The 23,729-nt window shown below is 72.7% G+C and carries 24 protein-coding genes; 16 read left to right on the top strand and 8 right to left on the bottom strand.

The features are described from left to right. Both ACQPYE_RS36070 and ACQPYE_RS36065 read left to right on the top strand, forming a co-directional pair. Positions 1–417 carry a YbaB/EbfC family nucleoid-associated protein gene (locus ACQPYE_RS36070; RefSeq protein ID WP_498717594.1) on the top strand — a complete coding sequence of 139 codons (417 nt, stop codon included), beginning with the start codon at positions 1–3 and terminating at the stop codon, positions 415–417. Continuing rightward, positions 414–1,037, top strand: coding sequence for a hypothetical protein (locus ACQPYE_RS36065; protein ID WP_498717593.1), 624 nt, complete (start codon positions 414–416; stop codon positions 1,035–1,037). Before ACQPYE_RS36070 ends, ACQPYE_RS36065 begins: the two co-directional genes overlap by 4 nt. A gap of 74 nt (positions 1,038–1,111) precedes the next feature. On the opposite strand, the gene ACQPYE_RS36060 is transcribed toward ACQPYE_RS36065, so the two are convergent. Further along, entirely contained in the window at positions 1,112–2,653 is a 1,542-nt protein-coding gene (locus ACQPYE_RS36060) for a bis-aminopropyl spermidine synthase family protein (protein WP_498723052.1), read from the bottom strand. A gap of 116 nt (positions 2,654–2,769) precedes the next feature. Between ACQPYE_RS36060 and ACQPYE_RS36055 the strand changes: the two genes are divergently transcribed. From ACQPYE_RS36055 to ACQPYE_RS36040, 4 genes are read left to right on the top strand one after another with little or no spacing between them, the layout of a single operon-like run. Next, the gene (locus ACQPYE_RS36055; protein WP_498717592.1) at positions 2,770–3,819 is read left to right on the top strand and encodes an ABC transporter ATP-binding protein; all 1,050 of its coding nucleotides are present in this window, start codon (positions 2,770–2,772) and stop codon (positions 3,817–3,819) included. A 49-nt stretch (positions 3,820–3,868) separates the two neighbouring features. After that, positions 3,869–4,474 carry an ABC transporter permease gene (locus tag ACQPYE_RS36050; protein ID WP_498723051.1) on the top strand — a complete coding sequence of 202 codons (606 nt, stop codon included), beginning with the start codon at positions 3,869–3,871 and terminating at the stop codon, positions 4,472–4,474. Continuing rightward, a complete protein-coding gene (locus tag ACQPYE_RS36045; protein WP_498723050.1) occupies positions 4,474–5,235 on the top strand; it encodes an ABC transporter permease in 762 nt (253 codons plus the stop codon). The genes ACQPYE_RS36050 and ACQPYE_RS36045 overlap by 1 nt, the downstream gene beginning before the upstream one ends. Then, complete coding sequence (locus tag ACQPYE_RS36040) at positions 5,232–6,116, top strand: ABC transporter substrate-binding protein (RefSeq protein WP_498717591.1); 885 nt, start codon at positions 5,232–5,234, stop codon at positions 6,114–6,116. Before ACQPYE_RS36045 ends, ACQPYE_RS36040 begins: the two co-directional genes overlap by 4 nt. A 78-nt stretch (positions 6,117–6,194) precedes the next feature. On the opposite strand, the gene ACQPYE_RS36035 is transcribed toward ACQPYE_RS36040, so the two are convergent. The 3 genes from ACQPYE_RS36035 to ACQPYE_RS36025 all read right to left on the bottom strand — a co-directional run bounded on the left by ACQPYE_RS36035 (position 6,195) and on the right by ACQPYE_RS36025 (position 9,814). Further along, on the bottom strand, positions 6,195–7,976 hold the full coding sequence (locus ACQPYE_RS36035) for a hypothetical protein (protein ID WP_498717590.1): 1,782 nt from the start codon (positions 7,974–7,976) through the stop codon (positions 6,195–6,197). Positions 7,977–8,082: 106 nt separating this feature from the next. Next, positions 8,083–8,955, bottom strand: coding sequence for a GNAT family N-acetyltransferase (locus ACQPYE_RS36030; protein WP_498717589.1), 873 nt, complete (start codon positions 8,953–8,955; stop codon positions 8,083–8,085). A gap of 88 nt (positions 8,956–9,043) precedes the next feature. Continuing rightward, the gene (locus ACQPYE_RS36025) at positions 9,044–9,814 is read right to left on the bottom strand and encodes an IclR family transcriptional regulator (protein WP_498717588.1); all 771 of its coding nucleotides are present in this window, start codon (positions 9,812–9,814) and stop codon (positions 9,044–9,046) included. A 45-nt stretch (positions 9,815–9,859) separates the two neighbouring features. Between ACQPYE_RS36025 and ACQPYE_RS36020 the strand changes: the two genes are divergently transcribed. Together ACQPYE_RS36020 and ACQPYE_RS36015 are read left to right on the top strand one after the other, a co-directional pair. Further along, on the top strand, positions 9,860–10,339 hold the full coding sequence (locus ACQPYE_RS36020; protein WP_498717587.1) for a SigE family RNA polymerase sigma factor: 480 nt from the start codon (positions 9,860–9,862) through the stop codon (positions 10,337–10,339). Beyond that, positions 10,336–11,358 carry a hypothetical protein gene (locus ACQPYE_RS36015; protein ID WP_498717586.1) on the top strand — a complete coding sequence of 341 codons (1,023 nt, stop codon included), beginning with the start codon at positions 10,336–10,338 and terminating at the stop codon, positions 11,356–11,358. The genes ACQPYE_RS36020 and ACQPYE_RS36015 overlap by 4 nt, the downstream gene beginning before the upstream one ends. A gap of 70 nt (positions 11,359–11,428) precedes the next feature. Here the strand turns inward: ACQPYE_RS36015 and ACQPYE_RS36010 are convergent, their stop codons facing one another. From ACQPYE_RS36010 to ACQPYE_RS36000, 3 genes are read right to left on the bottom strand one after another with little or no spacing between them, the layout of a single operon-like run. Next, positions 11,429–12,223, bottom strand: coding sequence for an ABC transporter permease (locus ACQPYE_RS36010; RefSeq protein ID WP_498717585.1), 795 nt, complete (start codon positions 12,221–12,223; stop codon positions 11,429–11,431). After that, positions 12,216–12,983, bottom strand: coding sequence for an ABC transporter permease (locus ACQPYE_RS36005; RefSeq protein ID WP_498717584.1), 768 nt, complete (start codon positions 12,981–12,983; stop codon positions 12,216–12,218). Before ACQPYE_RS36005 ends, ACQPYE_RS36010 begins: the two co-directional genes overlap by 8 nt. Positions 12,984–12,986: 3 nt before the next feature. Beyond that, entirely contained in the window at positions 12,987–13,925 is a 939-nt protein-coding gene (locus tag ACQPYE_RS36000; RefSeq protein WP_498717583.1) for an ABC transporter ATP-binding protein, read from the bottom strand. Between the two features lie 144 nt (positions 13,926–14,069). Here ACQPYE_RS36000 and hutH point away from each other — a divergent pair, with 144 nt between their 5' ends. The 7 genes from hutH to hutI are packed head-to-tail and all read left to right on the top strand — an operon-like array spanning position 14,070 to position 21,883. Continuing rightward, the gene (gene hutH / locus ACQPYE_RS35995) at positions 14,070–15,575 is read left to right on the top strand and encodes a histidine ammonia-lyase (RefSeq protein ID WP_498717582.1); all 1,506 of its coding nucleotides are present in this window, start codon (positions 14,070–14,072) and stop codon (positions 15,573–15,575) included. Continuing rightward, positions 15,575–17,218 (top strand): urocanate hydratase, encoded by a 1,644-nt coding sequence (gene hutU, locus ACQPYE_RS35990; protein ID WP_498717581.1) that lies wholly within the window; start codon positions 15,575–15,577, stop codon positions 17,216–17,218. Before hutH ends, hutU begins: the two co-directional genes overlap by 1 nt. Continuing rightward, the gene (locus tag ACQPYE_RS35985) at positions 17,211–18,389 is read left to right on the top strand and encodes an allantoate amidohydrolase (protein WP_498717580.1); all 1,179 of its coding nucleotides are present in this window, start codon (positions 17,211–17,213) and stop codon (positions 18,387–18,389) included. Before hutU ends, ACQPYE_RS35985 begins: the two co-directional genes overlap by 8 nt. After that, positions 18,386–19,654, top strand: coding sequence for a formimidoylglutamate deiminase (locus ACQPYE_RS35980; protein WP_498717579.1), 1,269 nt, complete (start codon positions 18,386–18,388; stop codon positions 19,652–19,654). The genes ACQPYE_RS35985 and ACQPYE_RS35980 overlap by 4 nt, the downstream gene beginning before the upstream one ends. A 43-nt stretch (positions 19,655–19,697) precedes the next feature. Continuing rightward, entirely contained in the window at positions 19,698–20,543 is an 846-nt protein-coding gene (locus ACQPYE_RS35975) for a helix-turn-helix domain-containing protein (RefSeq protein WP_498717578.1), read from the top strand. Positions 20,544–20,555: 12 nt separating this feature from the next. Beyond that, positions 20,556–20,741: a DUF397 domain-containing protein gene (locus ACQPYE_RS35970; RefSeq protein WP_498717577.1), complete on the top strand. Its 186-nt coding sequence runs from the start codon at positions 20,556–20,558 to the stop codon at positions 20,739–20,741. Continuing rightward, positions 20,738–21,883, top strand: coding sequence for an imidazolonepropionase (hutI, locus tag ACQPYE_RS35965; RefSeq protein WP_498717576.1), 1,146 nt, complete (start codon positions 20,738–20,740; stop codon positions 21,881–21,883). The genes ACQPYE_RS35970 and hutI overlap by 4 nt, the downstream gene beginning before the upstream one ends. Here hutI and ACQPYE_RS35960 read toward each other — a convergent pair. Beyond that, positions 21,843–22,730 carry a dihydrodipicolinate synthase family protein gene (locus ACQPYE_RS35960; protein WP_498717575.1) on the bottom strand — a complete coding sequence of 296 codons (888 nt, stop codon included), beginning with the start codon at positions 22,728–22,730 and terminating at the stop codon, positions 21,843–21,845. The two genes, hutI and ACQPYE_RS35960, sit on opposite strands and share 41 nt — an antisense overlap. A gap of 70 nt (positions 22,731–22,800) precedes the next feature. Between ACQPYE_RS35960 and ACQPYE_RS35955 the strand changes: the two genes are divergently transcribed. Then, positions 22,801–23,697, top strand: a complete 897-nt coding sequence (locus ACQPYE_RS35955) for a LysR family transcriptional regulator (RefSeq protein ID WP_498717574.1) — start codon at positions 22,801–22,803, stop codon at positions 23,695–23,697. Positions 23,698–23,729 lie beyond the last annotated feature (32 nt).

The following is a 23,729-nucleotide window of genomic DNA, read 5'->3' as shown; positions in this document are numbered from 1 at the left end:
GTGAACCAGGAACGGATGATCGCCGACCTCGAAGCCAGGGCGCGGCACCTGGCCGAGCGGTCCCGCGAGCTGCGGGACCGGCTCCGGCGCGCGCAGGCCACGCAGCGGTCGCCGGACGGCGCGGTGACGGCGACCGTCGCGCCGAACGGGTCGTTGCGGCACATCGAGTTCTCGCCCGGGGCCGAGGAGTTCTCGCACGCCCGGCTCGGCGAGGTCGTCATGGACACCGTGCGGCGCGCGCAGGAGCAGGCCGCGCGGCAGGCGGCGTCGGTCGTCGAACCGCAGTTCGGCGGCACGGCGGCGATGGACTTCCTGACCGGCGCGGTCCCGCCGGCGCCGGCCGTCGTCGGTGACGACCTGCCCCTGCCGCGCAGCCTCCGGGCGCCTGACGACGAGCCCGGGTCGGCGCACCGGTGACCGGATTCCCCGTGCTGGAGCTGACCGGGTCCACGCCGGACGCGCTCGAAGCCCACCTCGGCGTGCCGGGCGCGGACGCCGACCCGTTGGGCCTGTTGGCGGACGCCGGGCTCGGGTGGCTGGTCGAGCACGTCGACTTCCTGCGCGAGCCGCTGGACTGGCTGGCGGGCCACGGCGACCGGTTCGAGGACGCGGTCGCCACCTGGCGGCAGGTCGCCACCACGTTGGACGGCATCGTGCGGCGGCGGGCGGGCGGCGGGTGGCTCACCGCGGAGATCGCCGGGATGAGCGGGCTGTGCCTGGACGTGGCGGGGCACGTGGCCGAGGTCGGCGCGATCACCGCCGCGATCCGCGGTGTGTTCCGCGACGTGGTCGCGTTGTTCGTCCGGGAGGTCTTCGGCAACGCCACCGTCGCGCTCGCGGCCTCGGAGATCACGTCGGGCGGCTCGCTGCCCGAGTTCGCGGCGTGGGCGGTCGGGCGCGGCGCGGTCGTGCTGGACCGGATCAACCGGCGGTTGGCGGACCTCGTGCGCGTGATGGCGCGGATCCTGGCCGCGCTGAAGGCGTTGTTCGGCAAGGCGCGGGACATGCTCAAGGCCATCACGCGCCTCGGCGAGTGAGCCCCCCGGTCAGCCCCACCGCCCCCGGGCGGCCCGCACGGCGTGGTTGCCGCACTCCGGCGGGCGCACCCCCGTCACCGGGACGCCGAGGCGCGGATCAGCGGCAGCAGCTCGGCGATCCGGTGCCGCGGCAGGTCGATCAGCCGCAGCTCCAGGTCGTCGTGCTCGCCGATCCGCTCCCGCGCCTCCCGCTTGGTCAACGCGCCGCGAGTGGCCGTGACCAACGCCTCGCGCCACACGTTGCCGAGCTTGCCGTGCGCGCGCGTGAGCACCTCCCGCACGGTCAGCCCGCCGACGTCCAGCGTGCCCGCCAACACCTGGTCCGCCACCACCACGCAGTGCTTGCCGTCCGGAGTGGACCGCAGGAACCGCAGCGCGAACCTGGTGTCCACCAACGACCTCAGCTCCTGCTGGCCCGCCGCGGACGACACGTTCGGGTGGTTGTTGGGCACGAGCGCCGCCATCCGGCCGGGCGAGCACGCCAGCAACGTCCGCAGCAGCCACGGGCCCGGGTCGCCGGACAGGTCCACCGCCAACGACGCCGCGCCCTTGCCGATCGGGTCGGCCCACCCCGGCCCGCGCGGCTTCGGCGGCGGCGAGGACTCCGGTCGCGGCGCGAGGTCGACCAGGGCGGCCAGCGCCGCCGAACCCGGCCCGGTCGCCTCCACCGACTGGGGACCGTGCGTGTAGATGGCGGTCCTCGCCGACGCGGGCGACACCGGGCGGCGTGACGTCGGCCGGCACACGTACAGGTCGGCCGCGCTGCCGATGGCCTGCGCGCCGTCGAACCGGTGGAACGCGGGCAGGATCGCCTCGAACACCAACCCCAGCCGCTGCAACTCCTGCTGCACCTTCAGCCCCAGCGCGGGTGTCCGGTCGCTGAACCCGTACGCGAGCAGCACCCGTCCCCGACCGGGGTTGGCCAGGCACTCGACCGCCCGCGCGGCGAACAGCGCCATGCCCTCCGGCGTGTACGGCGGGTCGCTGAACACCAGGTCCGCCGACTCCAGCACGGCGGGCGGCAGGCCGAACCGGAAGTCCGCGTGCACCGTCCGCACCGACCACCCGCGCGCGTCGGCCCGGGTGGAGACGTACTCCAGCAACCGGTCGTCCACGTCCACCACGACGACCTCGACGGCCGGGTTCACCGCGCACACCGCGAGCGAGGTCAGGTCGTGGTCGCCGAGGCACAGCAGCGTGCGCCCGGCCAGGTCGTAGGTCGTGTCCAGCCACAACGCGCGCTTCAGCGCCGTCTCCGCCGTCGCCTGCACGTGGTCCAGCGCGGCCAGGGGCGGCGGCACGTCCGCGATGTCGGCCAGGATCGACCGCAGGTGCTCGCCGTGCCGGGGGACCAGCGCGTCCACCGGGTCCACCGGATCGTCACCGGCGCCGAACTCCGCGTAGTCGGCGACCTTGGCCGGCGCGAGCCGGAACCGGTCGCGAGTGGACTCCAGGTCGTCGCCGACGGCGGTCAGCAGCTCCTGCACGGTGCGCCGGGGCACGGCGGGAAGCCGAACCAATTCGGCGAGCGTGTGCCAGTCACCGGACAGCAGGTCGACCACGCGCCGCAGCTTGCGGGCGTGCGGGCCGCGTTCAGCGAGGAGCGCTCGCACCATTTCGGTTGCCACAAGCGGTGCACCCTACTGACCGGATGGTGAAACGCCGTGCCGCGGTCGGGTTGAAGGGCTAGGGTCGTTCGACGCTTGATACCCATCGGCAGGAGGATCCACGGGTGATCGAGTTCCGCGACGTGACCAAGCGGTTCGACGACGGGACCACCGCGGTGAACGGCCTGGACCTCGTGGTCGAGGCGGGCACGATCACCGTCTTCGTCGGACCGTCCGGGTGCGGCAAGACCACGTCCCTGCGCATGGTGAACCGGATGATCGACCCGACGTCGGGCACCGTCCTGGTGGACGGCGAGGACGTGCTGGGCGTGGACCCGCCCACGCTGCGGCGCGGCATCGGGTACGTGATCCAGCAGGCGGGCCTGTTCCCGCACCGGACCGTGCTGGACAACGTGGCCACGGTGCCGCTGCTCATCGGCTGGACGCGCCGCAAGGCCAGGGCGCGCGCCGCCGAGCTGCTGGAGCTGGTCGGCCTGCCCGCCGAGCTGGGCCACCGCTACCCGGTGCAGCTGTCCGGCGGCCAGCAGCAGCGCGTGGGCGTGGCGCGGGCGTTGGCCGCGGACCCGCCGGTGCTGCTGATGGACGAGCCGTTCAGCGCGGTCGACCCGGTGGTGCGCGAGGGGTTGCAGGACGAGCTGCTGCGGCTCCAGGCCGAGCTGGACAAGACCATCGTGTTCGTGACCCACGACATCGACGAGGCCATCCGGATCGGCGACAAGGTCGCGGTGATGCGCACCGGCGGCTTCCTCGCCCAGTACGCGCCGCCCGCCGAGCTGCTGACCCGGCCCGCGGACGACTTCGTGGCGAGCTTCGTCGGCAAGGACCGCGGCTACCGCAGTCTGTCCTTTGTGGACTCCTCAGGGGTCGAGGTGGCCGCGGTGCCCACGGTCGTCGAAGGAGTCGACGTCGGGTCCTCCGCGGACTGGCGGCTCGTGGTCGACGCGGAGGAGCGGCCCCAGGGCTGGGTCGCGCCGGACGCGTCGGTCGTGCCGGGCGGCTCGCTGTACGAGGTGGGCGCGTCGATCCGGGGCGCGCTGGACGCCGCGCTGTCCTCGCCGTCCGGGCTGGGCGTCGCGGTGCGCGGTGACGGGCGGCTGGCCGGCGTGGTGACCGCGCGCCAGGTGCTGGACGTGATCGAGAGCCGCCGTGGGTGACATCCCGAAGTACCTCGGCGACGCGGGCACCAGGGCGGCGCTGCTGGACATGCTGCTCGACCACGTCTACCTGTCGCTGGTGCCGCTGGTCGTGTCCGTGGTGCTGGCGATCGTGCTCGGGCTGCTGTGCCACCGGTTCCGCCGGGTCAACGCGGCGCTGATCGGGTTGACCAACATCGTCTACACGATCCCGTCGCTGGCGCTGTTCGCGATCATCCCGGCGGTCGTCGGCACGCAGGTGCTCGACCCGCTGAACGTGATCCTCGCGTTGACGGTCTACACGACCGCGCTGCTGGTCCGCCCGGTCGCCGAGGCGCTGGCCGCGGTGCCCGCGCACGTGACCGCCGCGGCCACCGCGATGGGCTTCCGGCCGCTGCGCCGGTTCCTCACCGTGGAGCTGCCGCTGTCCGTGCCGGTGCTGGCCGCCGGCGTGCGGGTCGGCTCGGTGAGCAACATCAGCCTGGTCAGCGTCGGCGCGTTGATCGGCACGGGCGGTCTCGGCACGTTGTTCACCGACGGTTTCCGGCAGCGGTACCTGGCGCCGATCATCATCGGCATCGTGCTCACGCTGGTGCTGGCGCTGGTGGTCGACCTGCTGCTGGTGCTGCTGCGCAACCGGTTGACGCCGTGGGTCCGGGCGGGTGGTGCGCCGTGATCTTCGCGGAGGCGTTCGGCTGGCTGGTCGACCCGGTCAACTGGTCCGGTGGCAAGTCGATCCCGGTGCGGGTCGGCGTCCACCTGCTGTACTGCCTCGGCGCGGTGCTCGGCGCCGCGCTGATCGCCGTGCCGCTCGGCCTGTACGTCGGGCACACCGGGCGCGGCGGGGTGGTGCTCGTCGGCGGCAGCAACGCGCTGCGGGCGTTGCCGACGCTCGGCCTGGTGACGTTCCTCTACCTGGTCGCGGGCGGCGGCACGACCGGTGTGCTCATCGGTCTGGTCGTGCTGGCCGTGCCGCCGATCCTGGCCGGCGCCTACGCCGGCATCCAGGACGTGGACCGCGGTGTGGTCGACGCGGCGAGCGGCATGGGCATGACCGGCGCGCAGCGGCTGTGGCGGGTCGAGGTGCCCAACGCCCTGCCGCTGCTCGTCGGTGGTCTGCGCAACGCCATGTTGCAGGTCGTCGCGACCGCTTCGGTGGCGGCGTACGTGGGTATCGAGACGTTGGGACGTCCGCTGCTGGACGGCCTGCGGGTGTTGGACTACGGCCAGTTCGTCGGCGGCGCGATCCTGATCGCGCTGCTCGCGGTCGTGCTGGACGTGGTGCTGGCGGGCGTCGGCAGGCTGGTCGTGCCCGCGGGTCTGCGGCTGTCGGCCAAGGCGCGTCGCGCCGGGAGTGGGAAGGCGCGGTCGAGCGGGTCGCGGTCGAGGCGTCGGGGAGAACCGGCGCCCGTCGAATCTGGAGGAAGTACGGCATGAAGCGCACGTTGGCCGTTGTCGTCGCGGCGACCGCCCTGGTCGTCTCCGCGTGCGGGTCGAAAGAGGACCTGGGCGGGGGTGGCCAGCAGGCCGCGTCGGGTGAGGTCGTGGTCGGTTCGGCCGACTTCACCGAGAACAAGATCCTGGCCGAGATCTACGCCGGTGCGTTGAAGACGACCGGCGCGAAGGTGACGGTGAAGTCCGGCATCGGAGCGCGCGAGCTGGTCGTGAAGGCGTTGCAGGACAAGTCGCTCGGCGTGGTGCCGGAGTACACGGGCAACCTGCTCAACTACTTCGACAAGACCAACACCACCACCGAGGCGGCGGAGGTCTTCACGGCGCTGAAGGGCAAGACGCCGTCGGGCCTGGAGGTGCTGGAGAAGTCGGACGCCGAGGACAAGGACGTCCTGGTGGTCACCAAGGCCACCGCGGACGGCGGCGTGAAGTCGATCGCCGACCTCGGCTCCGGCAAGTACGCGCTGGGCGCGGCCGGCGAGTGGGCGCAGCGCTGGCAGGCCAAGGTCAAGGAGCTGTACGGGGTCGAGTTCACCGAGATCAAGACCACCGACGCGGGCGGCCCGATCACCGTGGACGCGCTGAAGGCCGGCACCGTCCAGGTGGCCAACCTCTACACGACGTCGGCGGACATCAAGGCGAACGACTTCGTGGAGCTGGAAGACCCGAAGGTCATGTACCCGGCGCAGAACGTGGTGCCGCTGCTGCGGTCGGACGCGGTCGACGCGAAGGGCAAGGACGCGCTGAACAAGGTGTCCGCCGCCCTGACCACGGAGAAGCTGGCCGACCTGGTCAAGCGGGTCGACGTGGACAAGGAGACGATCGCGAACGTGGCGGCCGACTTCCTGAAGTCCGTCACCCTGTAGCACCCCGGAACGCCACGACGGCCCGGTCCTCGAAGGGGGACCGGGCCGTCGTCGCGTTCCGGGGCACGGCGGGAGGCCTTACCGCCTGCGTCGGGACGACACGACCGCGAGGGCGACGAGGACGACGAGAGCCCCGGCGCCGATCGCCCACGCCAGGCGCCCGGGGTTGTGGTCGAAGGCGAACTCCAGGAGTTGGTATACCACCTGGAGCAGGCCGATGAACGCCAGCGCGCCCAAGGCGTTGTCGCGCCGGTCGTCGGACTGGCGCTGCTGCTCGTCGCGGAGGTCGTCGACCGTGGTCTGGAGGTCCGAGACGACCTTGCCCCAGTAGTCCACCCGCTGCTGGATGCCCCGCACCCGCTCGGTCTCCTCGTAGAAGGCCCGCTCGGTGTCGTAGCGCAGGACGTTGAAGTAGCGGTGGCGCTCCACCTCCTCGAAGACCCTCAGGCGGAACTCCCGGAACCGCTGGAACGTGGCGCTGCCGGCCGACCGGGTCCGCCGCGCGAGCGTGCCGTGGCCGCCGAGCAGTCGCTCGCCCTCCAAGTGCTCGATGAGCCCGCGCACCTCGCGCTCGTAGCGCTTGACCAGGTCCTCGTTGTGCAGCGTCATGAGGTGCACGAGGAAGAGGTAGGGGCAGGTGCCGATCCAGCCGCGGCCGGTCTTCAGGCTGCGCGACCGGGCGACGACCTCGTAGAGCGACGCGGGCGTGGCGAACACGACGAAGTAGCCGTCGTCGCCCGGCTTGGGGTAGATCGGGTCGGTCCCGTCCTTGACCTCCGAGATGTCCTGGCGCAGGAAGTCGATGACGTTCTGGAAGAACCCGGACATGAAGTAGTGGGCCAGGTCCTCGGGGTGGCACTTGTCGAGGGCGTCGGCGCTGTAGACCAGCACGTTGTCCTCGTCGGCCAGGGGCTCGACGACGTCCATGTCGGGCAGCGACGACCTGACGTCCTCGCCCAGCAGGCCGAACAGGTACGGGTCTTCGAGGACCGACATGCACTTGCGGTTCCAGCGCCGCAGGGAGGTGGCCGCCCGGTCGTCGGCCTGCGGCTCCAGCAGGATCCGCGTCAACGCCGCGCCGCCCAGCGGCTGCCGGGAATCCGCGTGCGCCGTTTCCAGGACCGTCGCGAACAGGCCCACGACGTCGATCCCGAAGCGGTGCTCGACGTACTCGGGCAGCGGCGCGTCGCGGTACCCGCGCGTGACGTGCGAGCCGGCGGTGGGGGCGAAAGTGCCCTCGTCGTACTTCACCTCCGCGCCCTCGCTGGGGAAGAAGACCTTCTGCAGCAGGCTGAGGGCGAAGTAGTGCGGCGCGGTGTGCCGGTAGGGGACCTCGAACGACAGGTGGTAGGACAGCGACAGGTTCGAGTGGGCCACCCAGAACGCCCGGCAGAGCACCGAGTCGAACCGCACCGGCCGGTCGGTCTCCAGGCGCAGGTCGCGCCCCTCGGTGGACCACGAGATCCGCTCCGGCATCTCGATGTCGATGATGTCGCAGACGTTCGGGCCGTGGCCCTGGTCGGCGCCGATGCTGTCGGTGTCGATCAGGAAGTCCTCGACGAACAGCCCGCGCTTGCGGTCGGCGATGTCGTTGAACAGCGGTTCGACGGCACGCGAGAGGGCGCGGCTCTCCTCGTGCGTCCGCAGCGTGCCGACCAGCTCCTTGTCCCACGTCAGCCCCGGCGCCTGGAGCGACAACGCGCGGCGCAGGTCCTCGTGCTGGATCAGCAGGGAGACCGTGAGGTGCAGGCGGCCCTCCCTCCGGCGGTCCTCGGCGAAGTCCGCGTAGAAGGCGGTCTTGCCCACGTCGAGCCGCGGTGCCGCGGGTGACCCGGGCACCTGCTCCGGTAACTCGGTCAACTGCTCCCCCTGACGGCCGCCGGCCCGTTTTCGGCTGTACCGCTGGAGATCGCGAGGGGCGGCGCGCCCGTTTCACGTCACGGGCGGAGGCGGCGTTGCAGTCGGGTCACGCCGGGTGGCGGGCCGCGTGGCCGAGGCGTTCGCGGAAGCCGGGTCCGGTGGCGCCCACCTCGCGGCGCAGCGAGTCCAGCACCGGCAGCGGGTCGAGGAGCGCGATCGTGGCCCGGGCACGGCACTCGCGGACCTGGTCGGCGGCCGGGCGGTTGGAGTCCAGGTCGCCGTTCTTCAGCACCGAGATCGCGAAGAAGCGCTCCAGGTGGTCGGCGAGCAGCCCGCCGGACAGCTCGAAGCCTGGCTCGGCGAGCACGCCCAGCATGAGGGTGGCGTCCGCCTGCTGCGCGTCCGACAGCGGCGGCTGCACGTAGGGGAAGTCCACGACGCGCACGCCGATGCGCGCCCAGATGACCACGCGGTCGAACTGGTCGACGCCGGACACCGCCGAGTCCTGGGCGTACTGCCGCGCGGTCAGCAGCAGCGGGTCGTTCAGCTCCAGCACCGTCACCACCGGACCCACGCCGGGGAACAGCCACGCCGCCAGTTCCGCGCACGCCGCGACGAGGCGGCGCAGCAGTCCCTTGCCGCGGTGGCCGGGCAGCACGTAGGCGTAGTTCAGGTTGACCGTGACCGCGCGGTGCTCCCGCAGCGGGGTGACGAGCAGGTTCGCGCCGCCGACGACCTCCCCGCCCAGCGCGGCGACCACCACCAGTTCCCGGAACGCGCCGAGCCGCGCGCTGATCCGCTCGAACTCCGCGCCGCCGTTGAGCGCGAGGCACCGCACGAACCCGTCCCGCTCCTCCTTCTCGTCGGGCAGCGTGAACGCCTGGTCGTAGCCCTCGTGGAAGACGTCGAACAGCTCGCTGCCGCCGTCGTCGGTGGCCTTCACCTCGAGCCCGAGCGCCGAGCGGAACGTGATCTCCATGAAGACCCCTGAAGTCGAGTCCGGGTCGCATCCCGGCGTGTCGCGGGACGGATCATCGTAACCGCGCCCGTCGCGCGCGGGCCCGCGCTCAGGCCCGGCCGCCGATGCGGCCGGTCAGTTCCTCCGCCGCACGCCGGGCCTCCGCCGCCAGCTCCGGCCACGTCTCGCCGCACTCCACCTCGCACACGTGCCGGAACGTCACCGTGATCGCCGCGATCGGCCGCCCGCCGTGGTCGAAGACGGGGGCCGCGACCGAGGCGAAGCCGACCGTCACGTACCCGTCCTCCACCGCCCACCCACGCCTGCGCTCGACGGCCAGCAACCGGCGCAACGCGGGCAGGTCGCGCGGCCCCCGCCCGGTCCGGTCCACGAACGGGCCCGGGAACAGGGCCCTGACCTGCGCCGCGGGCAACCGGCCGAGCACCGCCCGCCCCGACGCGGTCAGGTGGGCCGGCAGTCGCACGCCGACGTCCGACACGATCGTGGTCGGCCGGCGTGGCTGCTCCCGCACCAGGTACAGCGCCTCCGCGCCGTGCAGCACGCCCAGGTGCGCGGTCCGCCCGACGGCGTCCACCAACCGCCGCAGCACGGGCCGCGCCAACCGCTCCAGCGGGTCGTGCCGCAGGTAGGCCGATCCGAGCTCGAACGCGGCCACGCCCAGCCCGTACCGTCGTTCCTCGGGGAAGTGGGTCGCGAACCCGGCCGCGGTCAGCTCCGCCAGCAGGTGGTAGGTCGTCGACCTCGGCAGACCCAGCTCCCGCGCCACCGCCGCCGCCGACAGCGGCCCGGGCCTGCCCGCCAGCAGGCGCAGCACCGCGAGCCCTCGGCGCAACGCCGGCACGTCGCTGCTGCCTCCCACGGAACCCATTCTCAACAAAACCGCGCCGGGTCGCATTGGAGGGGTATGAGCACCGGCTTCGAGGAGTTCGCCGCCGCACAGGTGACGCCTCTGCTGCGCTACGCCACCGTGCTGACGGGGGATCCCCACCTGGCCCAGGACGTGGTCCAGGAGGTCCTGATCCGGGCGCAGCAGAAGTGGGCGCGCATCGGCTCGGTCGACGCGCCGGCCGCGTACCTCAAGCGGATGGTGACCAACGAGTACCTCGGTTGGCGCCGCCGCCTGAAGGCGCACCTGCCCCTCACGGGCGTGGACCCGCCCCAACCCGACCCCACCGACCACTACGACGAGCGGGAGGCGATGCTCCAGCGCATCGACCGGCTCCCGCGCAAGCAGAAGGTCGCCGTCGTCCTGCGCTACTACGAGGGTTGCGACGACGCCGAGATCGCCGCCGTCCTGGGCTGCGCCCAGGTCACGGTCCGCAGTCACATCTCCCGCGCGCTGGCAGTGCTGCGCGCCGACGAACGCGTGAGGCAGTCGCTGTGAACGACACCACCGAGACCCTGATCACCGACGCCCTGCACCACCGGGCCGAGCGCACGCCGCCGCCCGGCACGGTGCTCGCCGCCCTGCACCGGCCGCGGCCGACGCGCAAGCCTTTGATGCTCGTGCTCGCCGCCGCCGCGACGACGGCCGCGGCGGCGGCGGTGGTGGTGGCCACCGTGGGCGGGCCGACCGCCGGCCAGGCGCCGGCCGCCCGGCAGCTCACCACCACGGCCGCACCCGTCCCGGTCGCCGACGTGCCCACCCGGGCCCTGGAGTACCGGCCCGGGGTGATGCTCGACGGCTACACCGAGCGGGAGCGCACCATCGGCGGGTGGGGCACGTCGCGCCTCTACGCGCCCGGTTCCACCGCGCCCGGCTCGCCGCTGGTCCGCTTCGCCGTCTTCACCACCATCACGGACGACATGGCGCCCAAGGTCGCGAACGCGCCGGTCGGCGACCGCACGACGGTCGGCGGCGCCACGGCGGCCTGGTTCGGCGACAACCTGTACTGGAACGTCGCCCCCGGCCGCGTGCTCAGCGTAGGCCTGGAGAACGTGACCGGCGTGGACGTCCGGGCGCAGACGCGGCGGATCGCCGACTCCGTCGTGGCGGACCCCACGTCGATGCGCGTCCCGTTCTCGCTGAACGAGTACCCGTACGTCGAGGTGAGGGGTTCGAGCGCGGCCGACTGGGTGATCGCCGGCACGAGCAGCGTCGACGACGTCGGGTACGACGTCGAGCTGCTGCGGACCGCCGAGGTCCCGGCCGGCTCCACCCCCACGACCGTGGGCGGCAATCCCGCGCACTACTCCGCCGACGGGTTCGGCCTGATCGCCGTCCAGCTCACGCCGGACTTCCAGGTGCGCGTGAAGCCGCACGAGTACAAGGCCGTCAACGGCAAGCCCGCGCCGCCCCCCGGCCTGGAGACCGAGCACGCCCCGGTCGAGGTGCTGACCCGGGTGGCGGCGGCGCTGGCGGTGGACACCGACCCGGACGTGGCCTGGATCGGCACGCGCTAGGGCCTCCACCGCGCCGCGAGCCGGTGCTGACGTGGTGTGGGTGCGCCGAGGGGTGCACCCGCACCACGCGTCAGCCGCCGAACTCGATCGTCCCGTCACGGCGTCCGCGACGGACCATCCGGTCGAAGCTCACCGCCGCCACGGCGAACCACGCCGCGCCCACGCACACCTCCAGCCCGAGCTGCCAGAGCACGGTCGACGCCGGACCCTCCGCGACGAACGCCCGGATCGCGGCCAGCCCGTGCGTCATCGGCAGCACGGACGTGACCGCGCGCAGCCAGTCCGGCCAGAACGACGTCGGCACGTTCACCCCGCAGAACGTCATCAGCACCAGGTAGCTCAGGTTCAGCGCCAGCCACCGCGCCGACGGGAACCCGAGCACGAACGACGCCACGCACGTGCCGTAGCAGTAGCACGACAACCCGACCACGAAGATCATCAACGGCACCAGGGCCGCCGAGGGCCACGGCAGCCGCACCCCGAACAACGGCGGCAGCGCCAGGAACGCCGTGGTCGACGCCGCGACGCCCGACCCGAGGTTCACCAACCCCCTCCCGAGGTACGCGGTGAGGTGGGTGGCCGGCGCGGCGACCATCAGCGCCAGCGTGCCGGCCTGCCGCTCGCCGACGGCCAGCAGGATGACGACGGTCGCGTCGATGGCCATGATCGCGACCACGTTGCCGATGAGCAGGTAGTCCACCTGCTGCTGCGACCCGAGCATCCGGCCGATCAAGGCGTAGAAGCAAGCCTGGATCAGCAGCCGCGACAGCCAGGTGAACGTCCACGTCTTCCACGTCTGGAACGCCGAGAACATCGTCCACGAGGCGATCAAGCCGTGCTTGAGCACGCCCAGCTGGTCACGCATACGTCACCGCGCCCAGCTCGCGCGCCCGCCGCAGGGCCGCCGCCAGCAGCAACCGCCCGCCGACCAGCGCGGCGGCGCCGAGGCCCACGATCGCCAGCAGCCGCCAGCCGGCGCCCGTGACGGCCTCGACGGCCATGGCGTCCCGCATCAGGTCCGCCGACCACGACAGGAAGATCGCGTGGGACAGCGGTCGCAGGAACTCCGGCAGGTACTGCACCGGCACCATCACGCCGGACAGCAGGTAGACGGGGAAGCTGAGGAAGTTCAGGTAGTTGTTGCTGTTCCTGGACAGCAGCATCGCCGCCGCCAGCAGCAGGCTCGTGCCGATCATCGCGAACACCGACGCCGCCATGGCCGCCCAGAACACCCACGGGTGGTGCACCGCCGGCGTCACGCCGAACAGCAGCTCGCCCAGCAACCAGGTCTCACCGAGCGGGACGACGCCCAGCACCATCACCGCCGAGATCCGCCCCAGGTAGACGGAGTGCGCGGACCCCGGCGCGGCCATGCCCAGCTCCAGCGCGGCGGTCCAGCGCTCGCCGACGAGCACCGTCGTCGCGAGTCCCGTGGCGAAGCCCCACAGCCCGATCAGGGTGGGCGCGAGGAAGGCGTTGGCGACCAGGTCGGGCCGGGCCGCGTGCATCACGATCGACAGCATCATGACCACGGTGAACGGGATCGTGCACAGCGTCAGCAGCTCGTCGGGCTGCCTGCGGAGCAGCCAGAACTGCGTGCGGACGCCGGACAGGAACAGGCGCACGGCTCAGACCTCCATGCCGCGGCGGCCGATCAGGTCCAGGTAGACGTCCTCCAGCCGGGGCGGCACGGCGTGCACCGAGCGCACGCCGTGGTCCAGCAGGAAGTCCAGCACCGCGCGCGCCGCCCGGTCGTCGGCGGTCTTGACCCGCAGCACGCCGTTGCGGACCTCGGTGTCGACCACGCCGGGGACGCCGGTGACGTCCAGCGAGGTCTCGGCCTCGACCCAGCGGTGCAGGCCGGACATCTCGGCCAGGCCGCGCGGTGACTCGGTGGCCAGCACCCGGCCCTTGTCGATGAGGGTGACGCGGTCGCAGACCTCTTCGGCCTCGTCCATGTCGTGGGTGGTGATGAGGATCGAGCGGCCCTCGTCGCGCAGTTCGCGGATGAGCTCGCGGAAGTCGCGCGCGGCCACCGGGTCCATGCCGGTGGTCGGTTCGTCGAACAGGATCAGCTTCGGGTCGCCGATCAGGCCGCGGGCCAGGTGCACCCGCTGCTTCATGCCCCGCGAGAACGTCTCCACGAGGTCGTCGGCCTTGTCGGCGAGGCCGAGGCGGGTCAGCAGCTCGTCGGCGCGGACCTTGGCGCGCGCGTCCGGCATCTTGTAGAGCGCGGCCCAGTAGCGCAGGGTCTGCCGCGCGGTCAGCTTCCCGTAGAGCCCGCGCTCGCCGCCGAACACGATGCCGATGAGGTGCCTGACCTCGGCCGCACCGGTCACCACGTCGTGGCCGAGCACCTCGGCGGTGCCCGAGGTCGGCAGCAGGATCGTGGACAGGATCTTGCACAGCGTGGTCTTGCCCGCGCCGTTCGGACCGAGCAGGCCGTGCACCTCGTTCGTCGGCACGTCCAGCGTCAGCCCGTCGAGCGCGGTCACCTCCGCGCCCTTGGGCCGCCAGCCCTTGCCCTTGCGGAAGGTCCTGGTCAGGTCACGCACCCGGACACCCATGGTCACCCCCTGGTGGTCTCGTGAAGCTACCGGTGGGGCAGGACGCGGGGACACCGATTTCGGTTGGCCGGACCGTCTCGGATACCAGACACGATCGGCGGATGTCGGGTCGTGCGGATCCGGTCGCCGGGTTGAGATGGGCACATGCAGCAACCCGTGCAGCTGGGTCCGGAACCGCTGACCCGCGAGGACGTCCACGCCGTCGCCCGAGGCGACGCGCGCGTGGAGATCACGGAGGCGGCCCGCGAGGCGGTCACCACCGCCCGGGCGCACATCGAGCGCCTGGCCACGGCCGAGCAGCCGACCTACGGCGTGTCCACGGGCTTCGGCGCGCTGGCCGTCCGGCACATCCCGCCGGACCGCCGTGCCGCCCTCCAGCAGTCCCTGGTCCGCTCGCACGCGGCGGGCGCGGGCCCCGAGGTCGAGCGCGAGGTCGTGCGCGCCCTCGTCCTGCTCCGCCTCAAGACGCTGGCGAGCGGCCACACCGGCGTCCGGCCGACGACGGTCGAGGCGATGGCCGCGATGCTCAACGCCGGCATCACCCCGGTCGTGCACGAGTTCGGCTCGCTCGGCTGCTCGGGCGACCTCGCGCCGCTGTCCGCCGCCGCCCTCGCCCTCACCGGCGAGGGCGACGTCCGCGACGCCGGGGGCGCCCTGGTCCCGGCCGCCACCGCCCTCGCCGCGGCGGGCATCGAGCCCGTCCGCCTGGCCGAGAAGGAGGGCCTGGCGCTGATCAACGGCACCGACGGCATGCTCGGCATGCTGGTGCTGGCGATCAAGGACCTGGACTACCTGCTCGACGTCGCCGACCTGACCGCCGCGATGAGCGTGGAGGCCCTCCTCGGCACGGACCGCGTGTTCGCCGCCGACCTCCAGGCCCTGCGCCCGCACCCCGGCCAGGGCCGGTCCGCGCGGCGCATGGCGGAGATCCTGCGCGGCTCCGAGATCATGGAGAGCCACCGCGGCCCGGACTGCACGCGCGTCCAGGACGCCTACTCGCTGCGCTGCTCGCCGCAGGTGCACGGCGCGGCGCGGGACACCGTCGCCTACGCCGGGACGGTCGCCGACCGCGAGCTGGCGTCGTCCATCGACAACCCGGTGGTGCTGGCCGACGGCCGGGTCGAGTCCAACGGCAACTTCCACGGCGCGCCGATCGCCTACGTGCTGGACTTCCTCGCCATCCCCACCGCGGACGTGGCGAGCATCGCCGAACGCCGCACCGACCGGATGCTGGACGTGAGCCGGTCGCACGGCCTGCCGCCGTTCCTGGCGCACGACCCGGGCGTCGACTCCGGCCACATGATCGCCCAGTACACGCAGGCGGCGATCGTCAGCGAGCTCAAGCGCCTGGCGGTGCCCGCGTCCGTCGACTCGATCCCGAGCAGCGCGATGCAGGAGGACCACGTCTCCATGGGCTGGTCCGCCGCGCGCAAGCTCCGCCAGTCCGTCGACGGCCTGCGCCGGGTCCTCGCGATCGAGTTCCTGACCGCCGCCCGCGCCTTGGACCTGCGCAAACCGCTCAACCCCGCCCCTGTCACCGCGGCGGCCGTCGCGAAGCTCCGCGAGCACGTCGAGGGCCCCGGCCCGGACCGCCACCTCGCGCCCGAGATCGCCGCCGCCGAAGACCTGATCCGAGAGGGAGCCCTGTGATGGTGCGTGCCGCCCGAGGGACCGAACTGACCGCGCGCAGCTGGCCGACCGAGGCCGCGCTGCGGATGTTCCACAACAACCTCGACCCGGACGTGGCCGAACGCCCCGAGGACCTGGTCGTCTACGGCGGCACCGGCAAGGCCGCGCGCGACTGGCCCAGCTTCCACGCCATCACGCGCGAGCTGACGAACCTCAAGGACGACGAGACGCTGCTCGTGCAGTCCGGTCGCCCGGTCGGGGTCATGCGCACGCACGAGTGGGCGCCGCGCGTGCTCATCGCGAACTCCAACCTCGTGCCGGACTGGGCGAACTGGCCCGAGTTCCGCCGGCTGGAGGCCGAGGGCCTGACCATGTACGGCCAGATGACGGCCGGTTCGTGGATCTACATCGGCACCCAGGGCATCCTCCAGGGCACCTTCGAGACGTTCGCCGCCGTGGCCGACAAGCGCTTCAACGGCACCTTGCGCGGCACGCTCACGGTGACGGCCGGTCTCGGCGGCATGGGCGGCGCGCAACCGCTTGCGGTCACCATGAACGAGGGCGTGGCGCTCTGCGTCGAGATCGACCCTCAGCGCGCTCGCCGCCGCGTGGAGACCCGCTACCTGGACGAGATCGCGGACGACATCGACGACGCGATCGACCGCGTGCTGCGGGCCAAGTCCGAGGGCCGGGCGCTGTCGGTCGGCCTGATCGGCAACGCCGCCGAGGTGCTGCCCGAGCTGCTGCGCCGCGACGTGCCGGTGGACATCGTCACCGACCAGACCTCCGCGCACGACCCGCTGGCGTACTGCCCGAAGGGCGTCGCGGTCGAGGACTGGCCGGACTACGCGGCCAAGAAGCCGGACGAGTTCACCGACCGGGCCCGCGAGTCGATGGCCGACCACGTCGAGGCGATGGTGGGCTTCCTGGACCGCGGCGCGGAGGTGTTCGACTACGGCAACTCGATCCGCGGCGAGGCCAAGGCGGGCGGCTGTGAGCGGGCGTTCGACTTCCCCGGCTTCGTGCCCGCCTACATCCGGCCGCTGTTCTGCGAGGGCAAGGGCCCGTTCCGCTGGGCGGCGCTGTCCGGCGACCCGGCCGACATCGCGAAGACCGACCGGGCGATCCTGGAGCTGTTCCCGGAGAACGAGCGGCTCGCGCGGTGGATCAGGATGGCCGGTGAGCGGGTCGAGTTCCAGGGCCTGCCCGCCCGCATCTGCTGGCTCGGGTACGGCGAGCGGCACCTCGCGGGCCTGAAGTTCAACGAGATGGTGGCGTCCGGCGAGCTGTCCGCGCCGATCGTGATCGGCCGCGACCACCTGGACTGCGGCTCGGTCGCGTCGCCGTACCGGGAGACCGAGGCGATGGCCGACGGCTCGGACGCCATCGCCGACTGGCCGCTGCTCAACGCCCTGGTCAACACCGCGTCGGGGGCGACCTGGGTGTCGCTGCACCACGGCGGCGGCGTCGGCATCGGCCGGTCCATCCACGCCGGTCAGGTGACGGTCGCGGACGGCACGCCGCTGGCCGCGCGGAAGATCGAGCGGGTGCTGACCAACGACCCCGCCATGGGCGTGATCCGGCACGTGGACGCCGGGTACCAGCGGGCGGTCGACGTGGCCGCGTCGAAGGACGTCCACATCCCGATGAGCGCCGATGACTGACCTCGCGGACATCGCCGACGTCGGGCGTGACGCCCGGCGCGGTGGCTACTCGCGGCACGGCTTCGACCGGGTCGAGCTGGAGCTGCGGGCGTGGTTCGTGGAGGAGGCCGAGCGGCGGGGGCTGGACGTGCGGCCCGACCGCAACGGCAACCTCTGGGCGTGGTGGGGCGAGCCGGGGCCGGACGCGGTGATCACCGGCAGCCACCTCGACTCGGTGCCCGGCGGCGGCGCGTTCGACGGGCCGTTGGGCGTCGTGTCGGCGTTGCAGGCGTTCGACCTGCTGCGGGCGCGCGGGTTCACGCCGTCGAAGCCGTTGGCGATCGTCGTGTTCGTGGAGGAGGAGGGCGGGCGCTTCGGCGTCGCCTGCCTCGGGTCGCGGCTGATGACGGGCGCGATCACGGCCGAGGCCGCGGCCAGGCTGGTGGACCCCGACGGCGTCACGTTCGGCGAGGCCGCCCACGCCGCCGGGTTCGACCCGTTGCGGATGGGGCGGGACGACCGCGCGCTGTCGTCCGTCGGCGCCTTCGTGGAGCTGCACGTGGAGCAGGGGCGCGGGTTGACCGTGCCGGTCGGGCTGGCGAGCTCGATCCTGGCGCACGGGCGGTGGCGGTACACGTTCCGCGGTGAGGGCAACCACGCCGGTGCGACGGTGGTCGAGGACCGGCGCGACCCGATGCTGCCCGCCGCCGAGCTGGTGCTGGCGGCCCGGCGTTCCGCTACCGCCGGCGCGCGGGCGACGGTCGGCCGGATCGTGCCGAACCCCGGCGGCACCAACGTGATCGCGTCGTCGGTGGACGTGTGGCTCGACGCGCGGGCCGCCGACGAGCCGCGCACCCGCGAGGTGGTCTCGGAGATCACCTCGGCCGCGCGCGAGGCGGCGGCTTCGGAGGGCTGCGAGGTGCGCGTGACCGAGGAGAGCTGGGGCGGGACGGTGCACTTCGACCCCGGCCTCATGTCCCGCGTGCGGGACGCGCTCGGTGACGACACGCCCGCGCTGCCGACCGGCGCCGGTCACGACGCCGGGATCCTGGCGGCGCACGTGCCGACCGCCATGCTGTTCGTGCGCAACCCGACCGGGATCAGCCACGCGCCGGAGGAGTTCGCGGAAGCGGACGACTGCGCGGCGGGCGTGGTGGCGCTGGCGACGACCTTGGAGCACCTGACGCGATGAAGAGCTTCTGGTGCGAGCGGGCGTGGTTGCCTTCCGGGATCGCGGCGAGGGTGCTGGTGCGCGTGGACCGGGGCCGCATCACGTCGTTGTCCGCCGTGGACACGATTCCGCTCGGCGTGGAACGGCTCTACGGCCTGGTGCTCCCCGGTTTCGCGAACGCGCACTCGCACGCGTTCCACCGGGCGTTGCGCGGGCGCACGCACGGCGGTGGCGGCACGTTCTGGACGTGGCGCGACCGGATGTACGCGGTGGCGGAGGCGTTGACGCCCGACTCGTACCGCCGCCTGGCCACGGCGGTGTACGCGGAGATGGCCGGGGCCGGGGTGACGGCGGTGGGGGAGTTCCACTACCTGCACCACGGCGGGAACGAGATGGCGGAGGCCCTGCGGCAGGCCGCCCGCGACGCCGGGATCCGCCTCACCCTGTTGGACGCCTGCTACCTCGCGGGTGGGATCGGTCAGCCGGTGCGCGGGGTGCAGGAGCGGTTCTCCGACCAGACCGGGGACCGGTGGCTGGACCGGGTCGCCGAGCTGCGCGGGGACGAGAACACCAGGATCGGTGCGGCGATCCACTCGGTCCGCGCGGTGCCGCGTGAAACGTTGTCGCTGGTAGCGGGCGCGTTCCCCGATCGGCCGCTGCACGTGCACCTGTCGGAGCAACCGGCCGAGAACGAAGCGTGCCTGGCGGCGTACGGCCTCACGCCGACCGAGCTGCTGGCCGAGGCCGGCGCCCTCACACCGCGCACGACGGCCGTGCACGGCACGCACCTGTCCACGAAGGACATCGGTCTGCTGGGGTCGACGCGCACCGGCGTGTGCTTCTGCCCGACCACGGAGGCGGACCTGGCGGACGGCATCGGCCCGGCGCGGGAGCTGGCCGACGCGGGTTCCCCGCTGTCGCTGGGCAGCGACCAGCACGCCGTGATCGACCCGCTGGTGGAGGCGCGGGCGTTGGAGCACCACGAACGCCTGCGCACCGGACAGCGTGGTCGCTTCACGCCGGGCGAGCTCGTCGGCGCGCTGACGAACCACGCTTCGATCGGGTGGCCGGAGGCCGGGCGGCTGGAGGTCGGCGCGCCGGCGGATCTCGTCGCCATCCGGGTGAACTCCATCCGGACCGCCGGCACCGAACCGGAGCAGATGATCATGTCTGCGACAGCTTCGGACGTGTCCGTCGTAGTAGTAGGGGGGAAGGTCGTAGCCCGCGACGGGGTGCACGAGCAGCTGGGAGACGTCGCCAGGCTGCTGACGGAGTCGATCCCCTGATCGGGTGGTGGGAATCCCAGAGTTGTCAGTCCCTCTCACCATCATGGGTCGCATGCCGCCAGCAAACCCACCTTTTCGCCGTCGGAAACTGGCTCGCCGCATCCGTCGGATGCGGGAAGCGGCCGGTATGACGATCGAGGACGCCGCCGTCGCCCTCGACAAGCACCGCAACAGCCTCTACCGCCTGGAAGCGGGCGAGACCAGGCTCGACGTCCACCTCGCCCGCTCGATGATGGACGTCTACGACCACTACGACCCCGACTTCATCGACCAGGTGCGGGAGGCGTTGCGGCCGGGGTGGTGGACCGCCTTCGGGCTGCGTGACGTCGGATATGTCGATGTCGAGACCGCAGCATCGGCAGTCTCGGATCTGGCCCTGGTCCGCATCCCCGGCCTACTCCAGACCGAGCAGTACGCCCGGGCCGTGCTGGAGGGGAGTTCACTCAAGCGCACGAAGCCCGAACTGGCTACCCAGGTCAAGGTCCGCATGATCCGCCAGCGCCGCCTGACCTCCGATGAGGCCCCTCTCCGGCTGACCGCTCTCGTCGACGAGGTCGCGCTGCGCCAGCGGATCGGCGGGGTGGAAGTCATGCGCGACCAGTTGAACCACCTGGTGATCGTCACCGAGTTGGACACGGTGGTGCTCCGCGTCCTGCCGACCGATCTCGGCGCGCACGCGGGCCAGCGCGGCGCGTTCACCCTGCTCGCCTTCCCCGACCCTGAGGATCCGCCGCTGCTCTACGTGTCCTATGCGACCGGGGCCCTTCACATCGAGGACCGGGACGAGGTGGGTCGGGCTAAACTGCTGTTCGACCACCTGCTCGGGCAGGCGCTCGGTCCGGAGGATTCGATCGCCCTGGTCGAGCGGATTGTTGCCGAGCATAAATGAGAGGCGGTCTTCGTGTCCGTTGTGGACCCCACCGGCTTGGTCTGGCGGAAGAGCAGTTACAGCGGTGACGCCAACAACGACAACTGCGTCGAGGTCGCCTTCTCCGCTCCTGAGGTGGCGGTGCGGGACTCGAAGAACCCCCGGGCAGGCGTGTTGGCGTTCCCGATGTCGGTTTGGCAGCGGTTCCTGCGGCCGTGAGCAGCACGCTCGTCACCGGTATCGGTGAGCTGACCACGAACGACCCCGAACTGGGCCGTCTCGCCGATGCCGCGCTCGTCTTCACCGACCGCGTGGAGTGGGTCGGCCCGGCGTCGTCCGCGCCGGCTGCCGATGTCCGGGTCGACGTGGCGGGCCGGGCGGTCCTCCCCGGTTGGGTGGACAGCCACACGCACCTGGTGTTCGCGGGCGACCGGACGGCCGAGTTCGAAGCCCGCATGGCAGGTCAGGCGTACGCGGCCGGTGGTATCGCGGTGACCGTGGAGGCGACCCGGGCGGCGTCGGACGCCGATCTCGTGGGCACCGTGCGGCGGCACGTGGCCGAGGCCTTGGCGCAGGGGACGACCACGGTCGAGACCAAGACCGGCTACGGGCTGAACGTCGTGGACGAGGTGCGATCGGCTCGCATCGCCGCCCAGGAGGTGGATGAAGTCACCTTTCTGGGTGCACATCTCGTGCCGCCGGGTGCCGACGCGGACGAGTACGTGGCGTTGGTGGTCGGCGAGATGCTGGAGGCCGTCGCGCCGCACGTCCGGTGGGCGGACGTGTTCTGCGAGCGGGGCGCGTTCGACGCCGACCAGTCGCGGGCCGTGCTGGAAGCGGCCCGGGCCAAGGGTCTCGGGCTGCGGGTGCACGGCAACCAGCTCGGCGAGGGGCCGGGCGTCCGGCTGGCCGTGGAGCTGGGCGCGGCGAGCGTCGACCACTGCACGTACCTCTCCGCCGCCGACGTCGCCGCGTTGGCGAACTCGTCCACCGTCGCCACCCTGCTCCCGGCGTGCGACCTGTCGACCCGCCAATCGCTGCCACCCGCCCGCGAGCTCCTCGACGCGGGCGCGACAGTGGCGTTGGCCAGCAACTGCAACCCGGGCAGCTCCTACACCACCTCGATGGCCTACTGCATCACGACGGCCGTCCTCCAGCTCCGCATGACCGTCGAGGAAGCCGTCACCGCCGCCACCCTGAACGGCGCGAAAGCCCTGCGCCGCACCGACGTCGGCCACCTGTCACCGGGAGCCCGCGCCGACGTCCACGTGCTCGACGCGCCCTCCACCACGCACCTGGCCTACCGGCCGGGCGTCCCGCTCACGCACGCTGTGTGGCGAGCAGGCGTTCGACAGCGCTGAGGGCGGCCGACGTGCTGTCCGGGTGGGCGGCCAGGAGCGGGAGGCGGACGTCCGGGGTCGGGATGCGGCCCTGGGCGTGCAGCACGGCCTTGATGACGGTCGGGTTCGGCTCGGCGAACAGCGCGGCGGACAGGGTGGCCAGTCGGCCGCCGAGAGTTCGGGCCGACGTCACGTCACCGGCGTGCCAGGCGTCGATCAACCGGACGAACTCGCTGGTCGCGATGTGCGCCGAGGCCAGGATGCCGCCGTGCGCGCCCAGCGCCAGCAGCGGTGAGATGAACGTGTCGTCCCCGCCGAGGACCGCCAGGTCCGCCAGGTCAGGCAGGTCGGCGAACAGGTCGACCGTGTCGGCGTTGATCCCGCCCGCCGCGTACTTGAGCCCGACGACCCCCGGCACGTCCGCCAGCCGCCGCAACGCCGCCGCGGACAAGTACTGGCCCGTGCGGTACGGGATGTCGTAGACGACCAACGGCACCGGGCTGTCGGCGGCCAGCCGGGTCAGGTGGGCCAGCGCGCCCTCCTCGCCCGGCCGGACGAACGACGGCACCACGGTCAGCGCCGCCACCACCGCCGGGTGGTCGGCCAACGCCTGGAGGGCCTGCGGGGTGTTCGCGCCGACCACCAGCGGCGCGTGGCGCTCACGGCAGACCCGGGTGACCACGCCGAGCACCGCCTGCTGCTCGACCGGGGTGAGCGACGAGGGCTCCGCCGTCGTGCCCAACGCCACCAGGCCACGCGCGCCGTCGTCCAACGCCTGGTGGGCGAGGGCCTCCAGGGCGTCGAGGGCCACGGCCCCCGACCGGTCGAACGGCGTGATCAACGGGACGTGCAGGCCGGTGAGCGTCATACCGCCACGGTGCCCGCCCGAACCGTGAAGGACCAGTTCGCGTTCCTCACGGCAACCGTAAGCTGAACTGATGCTCGACGTCCGCCGCCTGCGGCTCCTGCGCGACCTGGCCCGCCTGGGCACGATCGCGGCCGTCGCCCAGGCCCGCGCCTACACGCCCTCCGCCGTGTCGCAGCAACTCGCCGCCCTGCAACGGGAAGCGGGCGTGCCGCTGCTGGAGCACACCGGCCGGAGCGTCAGCCTCACGCCCGCCGCCACCGCGCTCGTCCAGCACGCCGAGACGATCCTGGCCGCCCTCGAAGCCGCCTCCGCCACGCTGGCCGCCGCCCGCACCGGCCTGTCCGGCACGGTGCGGATCGGCGCGTTCCCGAGCGCCGTGCCGACCCTGCTGCCGGCCGCGCTGGTCGCGCTGGGCCGTGACCACCCGGCGCTCGACCTCATGGTCACCGAGCTGGACCCCGTCGACGTGCCCGCCGCGTTGCGCGACGGCCGCCTCGACGTGGCGCTCTGGCACGACTACGACATCGCGCCGGTCGAACCCGACCCCGGCGTGGACTCCGTGCGGCTGCTGGACGAGAAGGTCTTCCTCGCCGTGCCCGCCGCCGGTCGGCCGGACGCGACGATCGCCGGCACGCGTGACGCGGCCTGGATCGTCGGCACCCCCGGCACGCTCTGCCACACCGTGGCGATGCGGGTCTGCCAGGCGGCCGGCTTCACCGCGCGCGTGCGTCACCACGCGGACGACTTCACCGCCGTGCTCGCCCTCGTCGCCGCCGGTCAAGGCGTCGCGCTCGTGCCCGAGCTCGGCGCGACCCACTCACCGGCGGACGTGCGCCTGGTCCCGCTGGACGTCCACCGCCGCACCCGCATCGCCTACCGCCGCGGCGCTGCCGAGCACCCCGTGGTCGCCGCGTGCGTCACCGCGCTGGAGTCCTCGACCCGCGCCTACCTGGCCCCTCGCTCTTGAGGAAGCCGAGGAACGCTCCGCCGCGGGTGGGC

It is taken from the genome of Actinosynnema sp. CA-299493 (assembly GCF_050946825.1).
In the GTDB taxonomy this organism is placed as follows: Bacteria; Actinomycetota; Actinomycetes; order Mycobacteriales; family Pseudonocardiaceae; genus Actinosynnema.
This window is presented reverse-complemented; position numbering and strand designations above follow the sequence as displayed.